This window comes from Mesorhizobium sp. f-mel, from assembly GCF_053850215.1.
Window position 1 is genome coordinate 1 of sequence record NZ_JBSPTO010000042.1, and the last position, 15,858, is coordinate 15,858.

18 protein-coding genes and 2 pseudogenes are annotated in these 15,858 nt (G+C 61.7%); 2 read left to right on the plus strand and 18 right to left on the minus strand.

Features of this window, described 5'->3' with window-relative positions:
* From ACWUKX_RS28970 to ACWUKX_RS29050, 17 genes and pseudogenes are all read right to left on the minus strand, one after another.
* Positions 1-102, minus strand: a pseudogene (locus ACWUKX_RS28970) (IS630 family transposase); the annotation flags it as partial.
* Between the two features lie 511 nt (positions 103-613).
* On the minus strand, positions 614-844 hold the full coding sequence (locus ACWUKX_RS28975; RefSeq protein WP_456010089.1) for a DUF2274 domain-containing protein: 231 nt from the start codon (positions 842-844) through the stop codon (positions 614-616).
* Positions 832-987, minus strand: coding sequence for a DUF2274 domain-containing protein (locus tag ACWUKX_RS28980; RefSeq protein WP_455840978.1), 156 nt, complete (start codon positions 985-987; stop codon positions 832-834). Before ACWUKX_RS28980 ends, ACWUKX_RS28975 begins: the two co-directional genes overlap by 13 nt.
* Positions 984-2,193 (minus strand): annotated as a pseudogene (locus ACWUKX_RS28985) (TrbI/VirB10 family protein). Before ACWUKX_RS28985 ends, ACWUKX_RS28980 begins: the two are co-directional and overlap by 4 nt.
* Positions 2,190-3,236, minus strand: a complete 1,047-nt coding sequence (gene trbG / locus ACWUKX_RS28990) for a P-type conjugative transfer protein TrbG (RefSeq protein ID WP_456010119.1) — start codon at positions 3,234-3,236, stop codon at positions 2,190-2,192. Before trbG ends, ACWUKX_RS28985 begins: the two are co-directional and overlap by 4 nt.
* Complete coding sequence (trbF, locus tag ACWUKX_RS28995; RefSeq protein WP_456010091.1) at positions 3,236-3,922, minus strand: conjugal transfer protein TrbF; 687 nt, start codon at positions 3,920-3,922, stop codon at positions 3,236-3,238. Before trbF ends, trbG begins: the two co-directional genes overlap by 1 nt.
* The gene (gene trbL / locus ACWUKX_RS29000; protein ID WP_456010092.1) at positions 3,919-5,316 is read right to left on the minus strand and encodes a P-type conjugative transfer protein TrbL; all 1,398 of its coding nucleotides are present in this window, start codon (positions 5,314-5,316) and stop codon (positions 3,919-3,921) included. The genes trbF and trbL overlap by 4 nt, the downstream gene beginning before the upstream one ends.
* Positions 5,313-5,639 carry a putative entry exclusion protein TrbK-alt gene (gene trbK-alt, locus ACWUKX_RS29005; RefSeq protein WP_455851042.1) on the minus strand — a complete coding sequence of 109 codons (327 nt, stop codon included), beginning with the start codon at positions 5,637-5,639 and terminating at the stop codon, positions 5,313-5,315. Before trbK-alt ends, trbL begins: the two co-directional genes overlap by 4 nt.
* A gap of 12 nt (positions 5,640-5,651) precedes the next feature.
* A complete protein-coding gene (trbJ, locus tag ACWUKX_RS29010) occupies positions 5,652-6,401 on the minus strand; it encodes a P-type conjugative transfer protein TrbJ (RefSeq protein WP_456010094.1) in 750 nt (249 codons plus the stop codon).
* Positions 6,398-8,947 carry a conjugal transfer protein TrbE gene (gene trbE, locus ACWUKX_RS29015; protein WP_456010095.1) on the minus strand — a complete coding sequence of 850 codons (2,550 nt, stop codon included), beginning with the start codon at positions 8,945-8,947 and terminating at the stop codon, positions 6,398-6,400. The genes trbJ and trbE overlap by 4 nt, the downstream gene beginning before the upstream one ends.
* A gap of 12 nt (positions 8,948-8,959) precedes the next feature.
* Entirely contained in the window at positions 8,960-9,223 is a 264-nt protein-coding gene (locus tag ACWUKX_RS29020) for a VirB3 family type IV secretion system protein (RefSeq protein ID WP_456010096.1), read from the minus strand.
* Positions 9,223-9,486 carry a TrbC/VirB2 family protein gene (locus ACWUKX_RS29025; protein ID WP_245269048.1) on the minus strand — a complete coding sequence of 88 codons (264 nt, stop codon included), beginning with the start codon at positions 9,484-9,486 and terminating at the stop codon, positions 9,223-9,225. The genes ACWUKX_RS29020 and ACWUKX_RS29025 overlap by 1 nt, the downstream gene beginning before the upstream one ends.
* A 49-nt stretch (positions 9,487-9,535) precedes the next feature.
* Positions 9,536-10,534, minus strand: coding sequence for a P-type conjugative transfer ATPase TrbB (trbB, locus tag ACWUKX_RS29030; RefSeq protein ID WP_456010121.1), 999 nt, complete (start codon positions 10,532-10,534; stop codon positions 9,536-9,538).
* 210 nt (positions 10,535-10,744) lie between these two features.
* The gene (locus tag ACWUKX_RS29035) at positions 10,745-11,188 is read right to left on the minus strand and encodes a CopG family transcriptional regulator (protein ID WP_456010122.1); all 444 of its coding nucleotides are present in this window, start codon (positions 11,186-11,188) and stop codon (positions 10,745-10,747) included.
* 5 nt (positions 11,189-11,193) lie between these two features.
* Complete coding sequence (locus ACWUKX_RS29040) at positions 11,194-13,185, minus strand: conjugal transfer protein TraG (protein ID WP_456010098.1); 1,992 nt, start codon at positions 13,183-13,185, stop codon at positions 11,194-11,196.
* Between the two features lie 274 nt (positions 13,186-13,459).
* Positions 13,460-13,735, minus strand: a complete 276-nt coding sequence (locus ACWUKX_RS29045; protein WP_456010099.1) for an AlbA family DNA-binding domain-containing protein — start codon at positions 13,733-13,735, stop codon at positions 13,460-13,462.
* Between the two features lie 246 nt (positions 13,736-13,981).
* The gene (locus ACWUKX_RS29050) at positions 13,982-14,392 is read right to left on the minus strand and encodes a hypothetical protein (RefSeq protein ID WP_456010101.1); all 411 of its coding nucleotides are present in this window, start codon (positions 14,390-14,392) and stop codon (positions 13,982-13,984) included.
* Between the two features lie 408 nt (positions 14,393-14,800).
* Here ACWUKX_RS29050 and ACWUKX_RS29055 point away from each other — a divergent pair, with 408 nt between their 5' ends.
* Both ACWUKX_RS29055 and ACWUKX_RS29060 read left to right on the plus strand, forming a co-directional pair.
* Positions 14,801-15,124, plus strand: coding sequence for a type II toxin-antitoxin system RelE/ParE family toxin (locus ACWUKX_RS29055; protein WP_456010102.1), 324 nt, complete (start codon positions 14,801-14,803; stop codon positions 15,122-15,124).
* A gap of 4 nt (positions 15,125-15,128) precedes the next feature.
* Positions 15,129-15,539 (plus strand): helix-turn-helix domain-containing protein, encoded by a 411-nt coding sequence (locus ACWUKX_RS29060; protein WP_456010103.1) that lies wholly within the window; start codon positions 15,129-15,131, stop codon positions 15,537-15,539.
* A gap of 98 nt (positions 15,540-15,637) precedes the next feature.
* Here ACWUKX_RS29060 and ACWUKX_RS29065 read toward each other — a convergent pair whose 3' ends face one another.
* The gene (locus ACWUKX_RS29065) at positions 15,638-15,856 is read right to left on the minus strand and encodes a hypothetical protein (protein WP_456010104.1); all 219 of its coding nucleotides are present in this window, start codon (positions 15,854-15,856) and stop codon (positions 15,638-15,640) included.
* Positions 15,857-15,858 lie beyond the last annotated feature (2 nt).

Sequence of the window (15,858 nt, forward strand, 5' to 3'; positions counted from 1 at the left end):
TATCCCCACGCCGAACCGCGCCGCCGCCTGTCGCGCCGACGTACCCTCATCGCAAGCCTTCAAAACCGCCGACCGAACGTCCTCACTGAGTGTCCTTGCCATCATCCACCTCATTAAAGTGGACGTTGAATCACCTCAGCAAACCTCTGTCACATCACAATGAATTCATCGATCCCTGGATGTGCTCTAGCGCTCGCCGGCGGTAGAATGACAGTCGGCTCGTTGAGCAGCAGCACTTGCTGGTCAAAAGTACGCGCGCGATCTCCACGACCTGTCTGCCTCGTGCAGAACAGCCAGCCTGCCTGCCGATCGCTGACTTTTCTCTAGCGCGATTGACGAGGCGCGCGGCGCGGGTTGCTGCCCCTCTGTCGCGAGCTGGATATCATCTTTAGCCCACTGCGCTGCCTCAGCAGGTCTTCCTTCTTACGCGGTCCTTCGCCTCAAATGAGGCGCGTGACGGGTTGGGTGCAGACCTCAAGCCTGTCCGACGGCAGCTCAGCGCTGGAGATCGGATCTCCGCATGGGCCTCAGCAGAACGTGGGAGCCGCCAGGCTGATGATCCCTGCCGCCTCAGATTGGTTGCACGGCGGTGTCGACACGGCCCGACCCCACGTTAACGGACTTGTCCTCGCGCCGCTTGCGCCTTGCGGCTGCGATAACCGCGATCGGATCGCATGAACGCCTCGAGCATATGGGGGATCAGAGCCGCCGCTTCGACAGGCTCATACAAGCGGCTGTATTCCGCCGCGTAGCGCTCTAGCTCATCCTTGAGCGGCTCGGGAAGCGCGATCGTCATGCGGACCGTCCCGAATTTCGGCAATGGACCAAGTTTCAGGTTTCCCATGCGCCGCCTCCTATACAAGGTGCGACAGAGTTATGTTGACCGTTCAGAGAATCGGCATAGGCGATCAGATCGCGATGAACGGTCGCCGGCGTGATCTTGACTGGCCGATCATCTGGAATGGCGGAGAGCTTCAGCTTGGTCATGATGGATCCTTCGCGCCATATGGCGCCAGCACAAGATCGCGATTGACGATAACGCGAACCGGAAAACCCGGCCGGATTGTTAGCGTCGGCTGGACATTGAGCTGATTGCGCACGATCTGCTGGCCGACATTGCTGAGCGAATCCTGTGCGCCTTCGCGAATGGCCTTGGCGATATCGCTTTCTTCGTTGCTGGAACCAAGCGAGGTGCCGATGCCAAGCAGCGTCGAGAGCGCTGCAGCCCGAAACAGCTGGCCCCAGTGATGGTCGACCTCGTCCTCGAGCCCAGAGAACCCTTCGGCATCCGTGCCCTGCTGGCGCTCCAGCACAATCGAGGTGCCATTGGGTATGATGAGCCGGTTCCACACCAGCAGTACGCGCGACTGGCCGAAGGCGACCTGGCTGTCATACTGGCCAATCAGTTTTGCTCCTTGCGGGACGAGCAGGTATGACCCTGTCGGGCTATCATAGACATTCTCCGTGACCTGAGCGCTGATTTGGCCGGGCAGGTCAGAGCGGATGCCAGTGATGAGGGCAGCTGGAATGACCGTTCCGGCCTGCACAACGTAGGGCGATGCTTTTTCGGCGAGGCGATCGGGACTGACGGTGCGGCGATCGGAGTTAGCATTGACGAAGGCGAGCTTGCGATCCTGCATATTTTGAGCCGGGCCCGGCTCGAGCGCCGGCAGTTCGGGCGGCGACGCCAATCCTGACAAGGCGTCGCCGCCGCTATTTGCGCCGCCAGAACTCTGTCGCGCTGAATTGGCCCGCGAATTCGTGTCGGTGAACAGCTTTGCCACGCGGGCGGCCTCGATCTCGGCCAGGCGGCGTTGTTCTTCCGGATCGGCACGCGGTGTTTGGATGTCTGGGACCTGAACCTGCTGGCCTCGCTCTTGCGCGCGCAGGATCGGCCGTCCGAGATCGCCGGGCAATGCAGGCCCGAGTTTCGGGACGCCCGAATAGTCCTTTGGCAGGCCCTGCAGTCCGTCGGCGGTGGTACGGTTCCGTGCTAAACAGTTCGGATGACTGCTCGTTGCCGCGCCGTCTGCTATCGAGCGCCCAGATCAGCGTGCCGAGGATCGCGACGCTTGCGACGCCGCCAAGGCCAATGAGCACCTTGCGCGACAGTCGCGTCACCCTTGCGGGCTCTGGTCGCAGCCGCAGCTCCGCTTCGATAGCCGGGCTATATGAATTGGAAGTTTCGCTCATCGAAACAGCCCCACGCTGCGCCGCGGCTTCTTCCCGTCGGTGCGCACGATCCGGACGCGCTTTTCGCTCGTTTTGTCGCCCAGCCTCAGTTCGGCCGCGGCAAACAGCCGGTCGACGACATAGTAGTTTTGGCGGGCGCGGTAGTTGACCAGTTGGGAGCCACCTGACGGACCGATGACGAACAGCGGCGGCATTTCACCCTGACCGATGCCCGATGGGAATTCGATATAGACCTTCGCGCCGTCGTCGAAAGCGCGCAGCGGCTTCCAGGGTGCTGGGTCGCCCTCGATCCGATAGCGGAAGTTGAGTTTCTGAATGTCGACGCCGGAAGCCACAGGCTGCGCAGCGGAAGCTTGGGCGTTCTGCCGACGCAGGGCAATCAACTGATCCTGCGGGTACTGCCAGGAGACAGAGGCCATGTAGGTTTTCTCGGTCGAGCGTAGCTCGAGGTGATAGGTGCGACGGTCACTGTTGATGACTAGATTGGTCTGCAGATCGGGGCGCGTCGGCTTGACGAGAATGTGGACCTGACGCCGGTCCCCTGCCCCGCTTTGCGTATCACCGATGATCCAGCGAACGGTGTCGCCGGCGGCGACGGGACCGGAGCCGACAAGTTGCTCGCCCGGCTGCAAAGCGATGTCGGTGACCTGGCCCGGGGCGGCATAGATCTGGTAGAGCGCGCCCTCGCTCCAGGGATAAAGCTGGATTGCGTTGATGAAGCCGTCGCGGACGGGCTGCATTCGCGCGGCCTCGTTCGCCTGGTTTATGCGCAGCTTCGGGTCGGCAACCTCCGCCTTCGCTTTGCCGCTGTTTTTGACCGACTTCAACTGACCGGGGAGCGGAAGAGGCTTCGGCAGTTCGACCACCTTCACGGGGCTAGGCGCATCGGCCTTCTGGACGGCAGGCGCGGCATCGTCGTAGTCGATCTCGGGCGGAATGTATTTTTTCGAGGCGCAGCCGACGAGCGCTGTCGCGGATAGCAGGCCTGCGGCAAGCACGCGCGCCGCCCGTTGGCCCCTTGTCGGTGTTCGTGCGGGACGCATCATGAAAGCTCCTTCGACCAGTTTATGGCGTTGACGTAGACACCGAGCGGATTGGCTTTCAGCCGCTCGGCATCGCGGGGTTGTTGAATGATGATGGTGAGGATGGCGGTCCAGCGTTCGGTGCTGGCCAGGCTGCCGTTCTCGTAGCGGCGCTCGGTCCAGGCGACGCGAAACGAGTCCGGTGAGGCACGGATGACGCTCGAGATCTCGATTGCGACCTGGACCTTACCGACCCTGGCAAAAGGGTCGTTCAGGCGGGCGTAGTCGTTGAGAGAGGTGGCGCCACGATCGGTCGTGTAGTCGTAGGCGCGCAACCAGTTCTGGCGCACGATGACAGGATCGTCCGCGATGCTTCTCACCTGTTCGATGAAGCGGGCGAGATGCCATGCGATTTGGGGATCGGTTGGCCGATAATCGACAACAGCCGAGGCGACCACCTGTGCCTCGCCGAACCTGTCGACTTGAACGACCCATGGAACGACGGAGCCGCGCGTCGATTGCCACACCAATGCCGAAGCGAAACCGCCCGCGAGCACGAGCGAACCATAGGCCATCAGCCGCCAGTTCTTGGCCTGCACGCGGGCGGCGCCGATGCGCTCATCCCAGGCCTGCGCGGCACGCTGGTACGGCGTCTCGGGCTTGGGAGTCGTGCCATAACGAACTGAAGGTCGTTTGAAGGGATTCATCGGTGGTCGTCCTGGTGGAGAGAGACATTCATTGAGCCGCCGCCATGATCGCCGGAGCGGATGGAATGCGCTGCCATGCCGGCCCCATGACTCACGGCCTGGCGACGCTTCATCCGAGTGGCCCATTCCGGCGGCGAGCCGGCTGTGGAGTTCGAAGGGGACGCGGTGGCCGGTCTGGCAAAGGAGGGATCGTTTGCGGCTGCGCTCATGCTGCCAACAGGCGATTGCCCGCCGGTAGCATTCCATCCCGCAGAACGACCGGATTGATTGCTGCTGCCGAGCGCCGACGCGGCGCGCGACATGGCTTGCCTGACCGGCTGAAGTGCGACCCCGACCCCGGCTCGAGCGACACCGCCGAGACCGGCGGCGACTGCGCCGGCACCGCGCTGTCCCGACGCTGCGGCGGCGAGCCCATAAGCAGTCGACGTACTTCCCGCTAGATGAGCGCCGCCTCGCACCGCAGCAGCCGACATGCGCCCTGCGGCGCCAACGGCACTTGCGGCACCACTCAGTCCCGCACGCGTGCCCATGTAACCCGCTGCGCCTAGTCCGGCGGGGGCGAGGCTCGTGCCGACTGCAGACCCCGCGCCGAGTTGCGGCGCTCCTGAGACGAGCCCTGTCGCAATGCCCGGGCCGAAGATCGAGAGCCCCATCAGCGAAAGAGCGCCGAGCACAAGTGACAGCGCATCCGTGATCGTGGGTTGTTCAGCGAAGCCTTGGGTGAATTCGCCAAAGAGACCCGAGCCAATGCCGACGATGACGGCGAGCACGAGAATTTTCACACCGGAAGCAACGATATTGCCGAGCACTTTTTCGGCGAGGAAGGCCGTCCTGCTGAACAGCGCAAACGGAATCAGCACAAAGCCGGCAAGTGTCGTCAGCTTGAACTCGATGAGCGTGACAAAGATCTGCACGGCCAGGATGAAGAAGGCGATGAGGACAATTGCCCAGGCGATCATTAGAACGGCGATCTGGACAAAGTTCTCGAAGAAGGAGACGTAGCCCATCAACTGGCTGGCGGCTTCCAGGATAGGATTGCCTGCGTCAATGCCAACCTGCGCGACGCGGCCTGGCTGCAGCAGCGCGGCACCGGAAAGTCCCGACCCTCCCGCCTTGAGGCCGAGCCCGGAAAAGCTCTCGAAGACGATGCCGGCGAGACGATTGAAGTTACCGATGATGAAGGCGAAGAAGCCTATGTAGAGCGTCTTCTTCACCAGTCGGTGCAGCACGTCCTCGTCAGCGCCCCAGGCCCAGAATATTCCCGCAAGCGTGATGTCGATGACGATCAGGGTTGAGGTGAGGAAGGCGACCTCACCACCGAGCAGGCCGAAGCCGGAATCGATGTATCGGGTGAAGGTTTCGAGAAAGCGGTCAATGACGCCGGTGTCGTTCATGGCGTCTTGTCCTCGCCGATCGAGCGGTCGATCCGGCCGAACCGGTCGTCGGCCGGCCACGCCGGTTTGTCGCGATTGCTGGGCATGAAGAAGCGGCGTCGGCTTTCTTCCCAGGCCGCCTTACAGGCAATGTCGCGGGTGGCCTGTTCGCCGAGCATGCGGCAACGCGTGAGCTCACGGACCAGCGGACCACTGTCGGGATCGGCCGGGCGCAGGATTGGCGGAGCAGTGTATTTGTCGTCGTTGCGCGAGATGATGGTGATGGCGACCGCCAGTGCGAGCGCCGTTACCCCGATCAAGCGGGCGGTCGTCTTGAAGTCCATAGGAGAAAGTCCTTAGTCGTGGAACATGCGCACGCTGCTCGGGCTGTAGTTTTTGCCTGTCATGAACCGGCTGAACTGTTCTCGCGCCTGTTCCTGGGCGGCTGCTTGCCTGGCGCTCTCAAGGGCTGCGGCCCGCCCTTGGGCGGCTATCATTGCGGTGAGGTCGGCGACCTGCCTTGCCTGAACGGCGAGAAGCTGGTTGCCGGCCTGCGTCGCCTGCAGAATACCGACCGCCGACTGGCTGGCGTCGACGGCCGCGCTCGTCTGCTCCCGTGTCCCCTCGATGTTGTCGACGGCGACAGCTCCGGCCTTCAACGAATGCTCGAATGAAGCAACCGAAGTTTGCCAGCGTTCACGCGCATCATCGACAAGCTGCCTGCTGGAGAGATCCGAGCCGAAATTCCCGTAGGTCGACTTGAACTGGCTTTCGATGTCCTGGACCCTGTAGGCAAGCTTGTCGGCCTCGCCGAGCAGGCTCTTCATCTCAGAGAAATTGCCCTCGATCTGGCCAAGCAGCGATGTCGGCAGCGAGGTAAGGTTTCTCCCCTGATTGATCAGCATCTGCGCCTCGTTCTGCAGGGAGGCGATCTGGTTCTGGATCTGCTCCAGCGCGCGCGCGGCCGAGAGTACGTTCTCCGCATAATTCCTGGGATCGAAGACGATCAGTGCCGACGCCGGGCCGCAGGACAGGGCGACGCCGACGGCGACAACACCAGCAGCAGCCAGATGCCGGACGCGGAGACGGTTGTGGACACAATTCATGACGAAACCTCCTTTGCGGATTGGTCGACGATGTTGGTGAGGTGGGGAACGAGGTCAGCGGCCCAGGAGAGACCGCGATCGGCAAGCCAGGCCTCGAGAAAATTGGCAGGGCCGCTCTCCGCGATGATCCGCTCAATTGAGGCCTGATCAGTCTTTGACGAGGCGGCGCAAAGCGCGAGAGCGATCGGACCGAGGCCCAACTCGAACAGCCGGTTGCCGCGCCTGGACTGGCAATAGTAGTCGCGCTTCGGAGTCCCTCGGGCGACGATCTCGATCTGGCGGTCGTTCAATCCAAAGCGGCGATAGATGTCGGTGATCTGCGGCTCGATGGCGCGCTCGTTCGGCAGAAACAGCCGCGTCGGGCAGCTTTCGACGATGGCAGGCGCGATTGGCGATCCGGCGATGTCGGAGAGCGACTGCGTAGCGAAGACGACGGAAGCGTTCTTCTTCCTCAACGTCTTCAGCCATTCGCGTAATTGATCGGCAAAACCGCCGTCGTCGAGCGCCAGCCAGCCTTCGTCGATGATCAGCAGTGTTGGCCTGCCGTCCATCCTCTGCTCGATGCGGTGGAACAGATAGGCGAGCACAGCGGGCGCAGCACCGGTGCCGATCAGCCCTTCGGTCTCGAACGCCTGAACGGATGCTTCACCGAGACGCTCGTGTTCGGCGTCGAGCAACCGGCCAAACGGGCCGCCGATACAGTAGGGCCGCAGCGCCTGCTTCAATGGCGCGGATTGCAGCAGCACCGACAGGCCGGTGAGTGTCCGCTCCTGGAGCGGCGCACTGGCGAGCGATGTCAGCGCCGACCACAGATATTCCCTTACCTGCGGCGTGACGGGTACGCCTTCGCGCAGGAGAATGTCGACGAGCCAGTCGGCCGCCCAGGCCCGTTCGGGCATGTGATGGATGCCGGCCAAAGGTTGCAGCGAGACGTCGCCGATGTCGTCGGACAGATCAGCCAATTTGAGCAGCGCAAGCGGATCGTCCGGGCCCTGCCCGCTCGATGCACTGCTGCCGAGATTCTGCCAATCGCCCCCCATGGCGAGCACGGCCGCACGGATCGATCCGCCGAAATCAAAGGCAAAGACCTGATTGTCTGGGTAACGCCGAAACTGAAGCGCCATCAGTGCGAGCAGGACCGATTTGCCAGCTCCGGTCGGGCCGACAACAAGCGTGTGGCCAACGTCGCCGACATGCAGGCTGAACCGGAAGGGCGTTGAGCCTTCCGTCCTGGCGAATAACAATGGCGGCGCTCCAAAATGCTCGTCCATTGCCGGACCTGCCCAGACCGCCGAAAGCGGGATCATATGGGCGAGGTTTAGCGTCGATAGCGGTGGCTGGCGGACATTGGCATAGACGTGGCCCGGGATACTGCCGAGCCAGGCCTCAACGGCGTTGACACGCTCGACGATCGCCGTGAAATCGCGTGACTGGATGATCTTTTCCGTCAGCCGGAGTTTTTCGTCAGCAATTGACGGATCGAGATCCCACACCGTCACCGTCGCGGTGACGTAGGCCTCGCCAATCTGGTCAGAGCCGAGTTCCTGTAGTGCGGCGTCCGCGTCGGCTGCCTTGTTGGCGGCATCCGTGTCGACGAGGACCGATGCCTCATTGGTCATCACCTCCTTGAGGATCGCCGCGACGGACTTCCTTTTGGCGAACCACTGCCGGCGGATCTTTGTCAGCAGGCGGGTCGCGTCGGTCTTGTCGAGCATGATTGCCCGCGTCGACCAGCGGTATGGGAAGGCAAGTCGGTTGAGTTCATCGAGAATCCCAGGAAAGGTCGCGGTCGGGAAGCCTATGATTGTGAGCGTGCGCAGATGGGACTCGCCGAGCCGTGGCTCCAGCCCGCCGGCGAGCGGTTGATCCACCAGCAATGCATCGAGATACATCGGCGTCTCGGGAACGCGGACGCGATGGCGTCTGGTCGAAATCGTCGAGTGCAGGTAGGTCTGCGTCTCGGTATCATCGAGCCAGTCGACTTCGGGAACGAAACCTTCGATCAGGTTCAGCACACGGTCGGTGCGGTCGACGAAACTCTTCAAAAGCTCCACGGGGTCGACGCCGCTCTTTTCCCGGCCTTCGTAGAGCCAGTTTTCCAACCGGGATGTTTCCTCGGCCGGCGGCAGCCAGACAAAGGTCAGGAAGTAACTGCTTTCGAAGAGCTCAGCATGGGACTCGCCACAGCCCTGCCCGGGTGATCCATGGTAGGAGCCACCCTCGAACTGTTCGCGGCGTTCAAGGTCGACCAACGCTGACGCGCTGTCGGGAAAAAGCCCTGCCGGATAGTCTTGAGCTGTAAGTCGGGCGGCTTCGACGAAGATCGCCCAGCCGGAGCCGAGACGACGTAGCGCATTGTTGAGGCGGGCCGTCGAGCCGACCAGTTCGGCCGGCGTGGCACTGTCGAGATCGGGGCCGCGAAACCGCGCGGTTCGCTGGAACGAGCCGTCCTTGTTGAGCACGATGCCCGGGGCCACCAATGCGGCCCAGGGCAGATAGTCGGCTAGGTTTTGCGAGCGTTTGCGGTATTCGGTGAGGTTCATCATCGAGAAAACCTCTCAGCAGCCGAAATGCGCGGGATAGCGCAGGTGCCGGCGAACCACGTCGACGAACTGGGCGTCGCGCTTGGCTGCCAGCACGGCCGCGAAATGACCGATCGCCCAGATCACGATGCCGGCGAACCAGAGTCGCAGCCCAAGACCGACCGCGCCGGCCAGCGTGCCGTTGACAATAGCCACCGCGCGCGGTGCGCCGCCGAGCAGAATCGGTTCGGTGAGCGCCCGGTGGACCGGTGCGAAGAAGCCGCGGACATCCTCTTCCATTAGATCTGCGCTCCACCGCCGAACGAGAAGAACGACAGGAAGAACGAACTCGCCGCGAAGGCGATGGACAGGCCGAACACGATCTGGATCAGACGGCGGAATCCGCCCGAAGTGTCGCCGAAGGCGAGCGACAGGCCGGTGACGATGATGATGATCACGGCGACGATCTTGGCGACCGGTCCTTCGATCGATTCGAGGATTTGTTGGAGCGGTTGCTCCCACGGCATGGAAGAACCTGCCGCATGAACAGGGACAACCATCATGGCCCCGATCGCGGTAGCCGTGGCGGCGCGCGGGAGGACCGCGCCAAGCTTAGGGATAGACGATGAAGTGAAGCGGATCGGGGTCATTCTGAAGCTCCATGGATGACTCGGGATTCACGGTTGGATTGGTCTCGATTTTGGCTTCGAGGATGCGGTAGTCGCCGGTGACGGGATCGAGCCCGTCGACGAGCGCGATCTCGACGAGGCGACGGGCTGAACCGCGTCCTGCGAGCACAGCAACGAGATCAATCGTCTCGGCGATCAAAGCGCGAGGAACCGTGACAACGGCCTCCTGTACGAGTTGCTCGAGTCGGCGCAGCGCGCCGAGTGCGGTGCTCGCATGGATGGTACCGATGCCACCGGGATGGCCGGTGCCCCAGGCTTTCAAGAGATCGAGTGCTTCCGCTCCGCGTACTTCACCGATCGGGATGCGGTCGGGGCGAAGCCGCAGCGACGACTTGACCAGATCGGAGAGCGAGGCGACGCCCTCCTTGGTCCGCAGAGCGACAAGATTGGGCGCAGCACACTGCAGCTCGCGCGTATCCTCGATCAGTACGATCCGATCTGAGGTCTTCGCCACCTCTGCTAGCAGCGCGTTGACCAGCGTCGTCTTGCCCGTCGACGTGCCACCGGCGACCAATACGTTCTTACGCTTTTCAATGGCGAGCCGCAGCACGTCGGCCTGCGCATCAGTCATTACGCCGGCGCCTACGAAATCCTGGAGCGTGAACACGGCGACGGCGGGCTTGCGAATGGCAAAAGCGGGGCCGGCTACAACCGGTGGCAACAGGCCTTCAAACCGTTCACCCGTTTCAGGCAGTTCGGCCGAGACACGCGGAGCGCCTGGATGTACTTCGGCGCCGACGTGATGCGCAACGAGCCGGATGATCCGCTCGCCATCTGCCGGGATCAGCATCTCGTCGGCGGGTGACAGGCCTTCTTTCAGCCGGTCGACCCACAGGCGGCCGTCTGGGTTCAGCATCACCTCGACGATCGAGGGATCTTCAAGAAACCCGGCTATAGCCGGGCCGAGCGCTGTGCGCAGCATGCGCGCCCCACGCGACACTGCTTCCCTGCCGGCATTTTGATTGTCTGCCACGATGATCCCCATTTTCTCGGGCGATTTGTTTCGCACCGCTGACGGGGATGATTAGAAGAAGCAGGAATGTGAGCGTTGCAACAAGGAAAACGGCCGGCAGCAACGCGACGTGCAGAGACTTGCAAAATGCGGTGCAGACGAGCTGACCGCCTCGGCCCACTAGCCCGGATGCGACTCAGCCGTGTCCGTCGATGCTGGAGGCGCAATGTCCTCGGCAATTTCTTGGCTGAGCTTTGGCCCCTTGCTCAACCTGCGCCCGAGCGCATCGACGAAAGCGTCATAGCGCTGCCGACCTTTCGCGCGCGCTTCAGGCTGAGCGGCGTCAGGTAAGGCCGGAGTTGAGGTGAGCCAGAAGCGCACGAACAACGCCAGCGTCTCGATCGAGATACCGAGATCGCGTTCGACGCGCTGAACGCGCCGGTCGATCTGGTCGAGCCGCCTTGTGATTGCCGCCTCTTTGCGCTCCTCAGCATCCGGAGACAAAAAAGAAGCGATAGCTGCCTCGGCGATCAGCGACAGCGACACATCTCTCTTGGCGGCGTAGTCGGCAAGCGCATTCATGACCTCCGGTTCCAGATAAGCAGACAGGCGGCGCTTTTTCATGGAGGTCAAAGTTCGATTCCATCTTTGGGATCGAGTGCGGCCTGTCGCGCGGTGCGCCGCATCGTCTGGTCGACCGAACGCCGGCGGGCGGCCTCATCATCGGATTCGTCGCGATCAAGGTCGAATTCATCACTGTGCGCCAGCGTGGGCTCCGGCGCGATATCCTCGTGCTCGGGTAGTTCTGGCTGGCGGCGGATACCGCAACTGTCAGGGTCACTGTCTTGCCGGCAATACAATGCGCGCGTTGCCTGCGCCGGCTGCACCTTGGCAACCGACAATCCAGTCCAGTCATCTGGACGCGATACTCCGTCGGTGGTTGTGGGCTTGGGCGGAGGCAGGACGCGCTCGGCAAGCCGCGGGTCTGCGAAATAGCGCGCCTTTTTCGCTCGGATCGGGGGCAGTCCAGAGACCATCACAATGGCATCGGTTGGTGGCAACTGCATGATCTCGCCGGGGGTCATCAGCGCGCGGGCGGTCTCCTGTCGCGAGACCATGAGATGCCCAAGCCACGGCGACAGACGATGCCCGGCATAGTTCTTCATCGCCCGCATTTCAGTTGCCGTTCCCAGAGAGTCGGAGACGCGCTTGGCGGTCCGCTCATCGTTGGTCGCGAAACTCACACGCACATGGCAGTTGTCGAGGATGGAATTGTTCGGCCCGTAGGCTTTTTCGATCTGGTTGAGCGACTGGGAAATGAGGAACGACTTGATGCCATAACCGGCCATGAAGGCGAGCGCCGACTCGAAGAAATCAAGCCGGCCAAGCGCCGGGAATTCGTCGAGCATCAGAAGCAAGCGATGCCGGCGATCCTTCGCATGCAGATCTTCCGTCAGCCTGCGGCCGATCTGATTGAGGATAAGCCGGACAAGCGGCTTGGTGCGGCTGATGTCCGATGGCGGTACGACCAGATAGAGCGTCGTGGGTTGCGCGTTCTCAACCAGATCGGCAATGCGCCAATCGCAACGAGACGTTACCTGGGCCACAACCGGATCGCGGTAAAGCCCCAGGAAACTCATCGCGGTCGACAGCACTCCAGAGCGCTCATTCTCCGACTTGTTGAGCAATTCACGTGCTGCCGATGCCACGACGGGGTGCGGACCGGCATCGCCGAGGTGCTTGGTCAGCATCATGGTTCGCAACGTAGTCTCGATCGGCCGCTGCGGGTCGGAGAGAAACTTGGCAACACCGGCGAGCGTCTTGTCATTTTCGGCGTAGAGGACATGCAGGATGGCGCCGACTAGCAGCGCGTGGCTGGTCTTTTCCCAATGATTCCTGCGTTCCAGAGACCCCTCTGGGTCGACCAGCACGTCAGCGACGTTCTGGACGTCTCGCACCTCCCACGCGCCACGCCGGACTTCCACCAGCGGGTTGTAGGCGGCTGACGCAGCATTGGTTGGGTCGAACAGCAGCACACGGCCGAAACGTGCTCGCCAGCCAGCGGTCAGTCCCCAATTCTCACCCTTGATGTCGTGAACGATTGCGCTTCCCGGCCAAGTCAACAGGGATGGCACGACAAGCCCGACGCCCTTGCCGCTTCGGGTCGGCGCGAAGCACAAGACATGTTCGGGACCGTCGTGGCGAAGGTAGTCGCAATCCAGCTTGCCCAGAACCACACCATTGGCGCCGAGCAAGCCTTCGGCTTCGATCTCCTTTCGCACAGCCCAGCGCGCCGAGCCGTAGGTTGCCACGTATTTGGCCTCCCGCGCTCGCCATAGTGACATGCCGATAGCGACAACAATCGCGATGAAACTGCCGCTGGCCGCGATCACCGCGCCTTCAACAAAGACTGTAGGTGCATAGGCGTCGTAGAAGAACCACCACCAGAAGAATGCCGGTGGCGGATAGATCGGTTGGTCGACGAGTTCGAACCAGGGCGACCCAAGTTGCTCTTGGTAACCCAGTCGCCAGGCCGTCCATTGCGTTGCTCCCCACGTGGTCGTAAGCACGATGGTCAAAACAGCCACGATCTGACCCCACAATATTTTGGTTGCCGGCATCATTATTTCCGCTTCAAAAATTCGGGAGCGAATAAACAGTGTACGAACAAAGGCAGTGCAATAGGGAAAGGGTTCATCGCGGCAGCCTATAGGATCCAGACCTAAAAAGACTTGCGATCTGCGCTGGGCACTTGTTCTGTAACGATGAATTTCAAGCAGCCGGCGAAAGCAGTTGGGCGACCTCGAAGCGCGGAATCGATGCCGCCTGGTCGGTCACAACCGATCAGGCGCCCATGATGACCATAGGCCATCGCACGTCCCCCTGCGGGGGAATTCAAGCTTGCATCTCGCTCATGCTTTCGAGCTTCAGCTTCTCTTTGTCGGGTCCAGCCAAATCTAATCCGACCACTTCCTCGGTGATGCCAATCAGAAGATCACCTCCTCCTGTGTTTGCGAATGAGGACATGTCTGCAAGCAGTTCGCGCTTCTGCTCCTCATTGAAAGACCGTGATCGCCCTTTGGGCTGGCCATAGCGGGTCTTAAATTCCAGAGTACGGCTTCCTCCACCCCGTTCTCTACAAGCTGGACAAGGTGCTCCGCCGCTATTCATCCCTTTGACCCCGCGACACGCAGAGCGGGCCAAGGTGGAAGGCGGTGGCGCCGACGCGACCGATACGAACAACCAGCCAAAAATGCCCACCGGCACACCGCGAGGTTGGCCAAGCTGCCGAAGGGCGCCGAAAGGTGTGATTTGCCCTTCCGGCTCACAAGGTGCAAGGTCGCGCCGCGCCGGCCACACTGAGCCGGTGTATGGCTCGGCCTGCGAAATCTTGTGTCACTCGATGAGCAGGCCGCGCTATCTCGCTATGGCCATTCGGCTGTGGGATGCCGCCGGCCAGGAGATTCTGGAGCGGTTGGTGGTTATCCACTTGGCGCGAGCAAGATGCGTTTGCCTCGCCCTGAACGCTCGTTCCGGTTCCTTCTCAGGATCGATGTGCAGAACGATCTTCGCCACTTCGCGCCAGTCGCCCTTCTCGGCCGCGGCGTCCAGAAGGCGGATCCAGGTGAGCAGACGCTCTTCATCGAAGCCGGTCAGGGCGGAAGAGGTCGGCGTCTCGTCGGCGACATCGGGCGTACGGGCGTGAGCATGACCGTCAGCATGACTAGGTCTCAGGCGGCTGGCGTTGAGGCACGCATCGTTGCTGATCGACACTGCTCCGGTAAAGCTGTCATAGAAACCCTGAAGTGTCCTACGATGGTTTGGCATATTGCTCGGCGCTCATGACTCGATGCATGTGAAGCGCTCGTTGCCTTCCACCCAGGCGTCATGACCGGGCGGAATCGTATAAGACGTGCCTGGCCCGAACTTTTTTTTGTGGGTTCCATCATGCAATTGACGGTGATGGTGCCGGACACGACGTAGCCGACATGCGACACCTGGCAGCTATCCGTCTTGACGACCGGCTTCACGCATTCGGACCATTTTGCAGCCCGGCTCCATATCCGCCCGAGCGTGAAGCCTGGAAGGCGCACCACCTCAACGCTCAAACGGCCTGATGCCGCGAAACTGCGATTTCGTACCAGCAGGAGCATCCGAGCCCTGCCGCGGGACGGTCTTTCTGATTGACGAAATATCGGCTCTAGCCTATATCATGGCCCATGGGGTGGACAGTTGTTGAGCATCCGGACTTCGCTGAAGAGCGTGCGAGGCTTCCGGCGGAATAAGCTGGCGGAGGTGGTCATAGCGCTTGAGGGGATCGGTCCCCAGCTTGGGCGCCCTTTGGCCGACACGCTGAACGGCTCCAAGCATCGAAACATGAAGGAAATTCGGTTCGCCACTGGTGGCGCATGGCGGTTCGCCTTTGCTTTTGATCCGGAACGACGCGCCGTTATCCTCGTTGGTGGCAACAAGGAAGGCACAGCCAGCAGGCAGTTCTACAAATCCCTCATCGCGACAGCGGACAAGCGTTTTGATGAGTGGCTTGAGGCAGAGGAATGAGACAATGACCAAGTTCAAGAAGTCCGAAGCTCCTAATGCTCGCGAGTGGATCGATCGCTTACCAAAGGATCGCCTCGCGAAGGCCGAAAGGGGCGCCGCCGCCATCATTCACCGTGTCCATCTCGCCGAACTGCGAAAGGCTATGGACACCACGCAGGCCCGGCTTGCCGAAAAATCCGGAATGAAGCAGGCCGAGATTTCGCGCGTCGAGCATCACCCGGAAACTGTTCAGATAAGGACCATGGAACGCTACGTCCGCAGCCTCGGCGGCGAACTTAAGATCGTCGCGATCTTCCCCGATGGCACCAGGGCGGAAATACCCATCCACGCGGGCCGCCCTGTCAAATCTCGGATTACGGCCGAGCAGGAGCCGATTGGGAACGATAATTATGGGGAAGCCCGGTTGGGGGCATGATTGCGGCTGTTCGGTGCAGCCGGAATTTCTGATTTGCTCTATGGCGCGCCTGCAGCCAAGCGTTGAAATGTGTTGCTTAGGATAGCTGCCGAGCCGCTTCAATTCAGTGCCGGGCCTCTACCAATGAAAGCATCGGCGCGGAGGCCGGAAACCCGCTCAAGCGACTCGATTATGCGACTGAGCAATATGGCGACGCAATCGGCCGCCAGGCGGTCCTCGTCGGCGATCGATGCCACCGCCGTGGGCAACAGCAAATTGGCCGTGGCGGCAAACGCCAGCGCATCGGCGCTTGACAAAAGGGCGCCGGCCCGGTCCAATC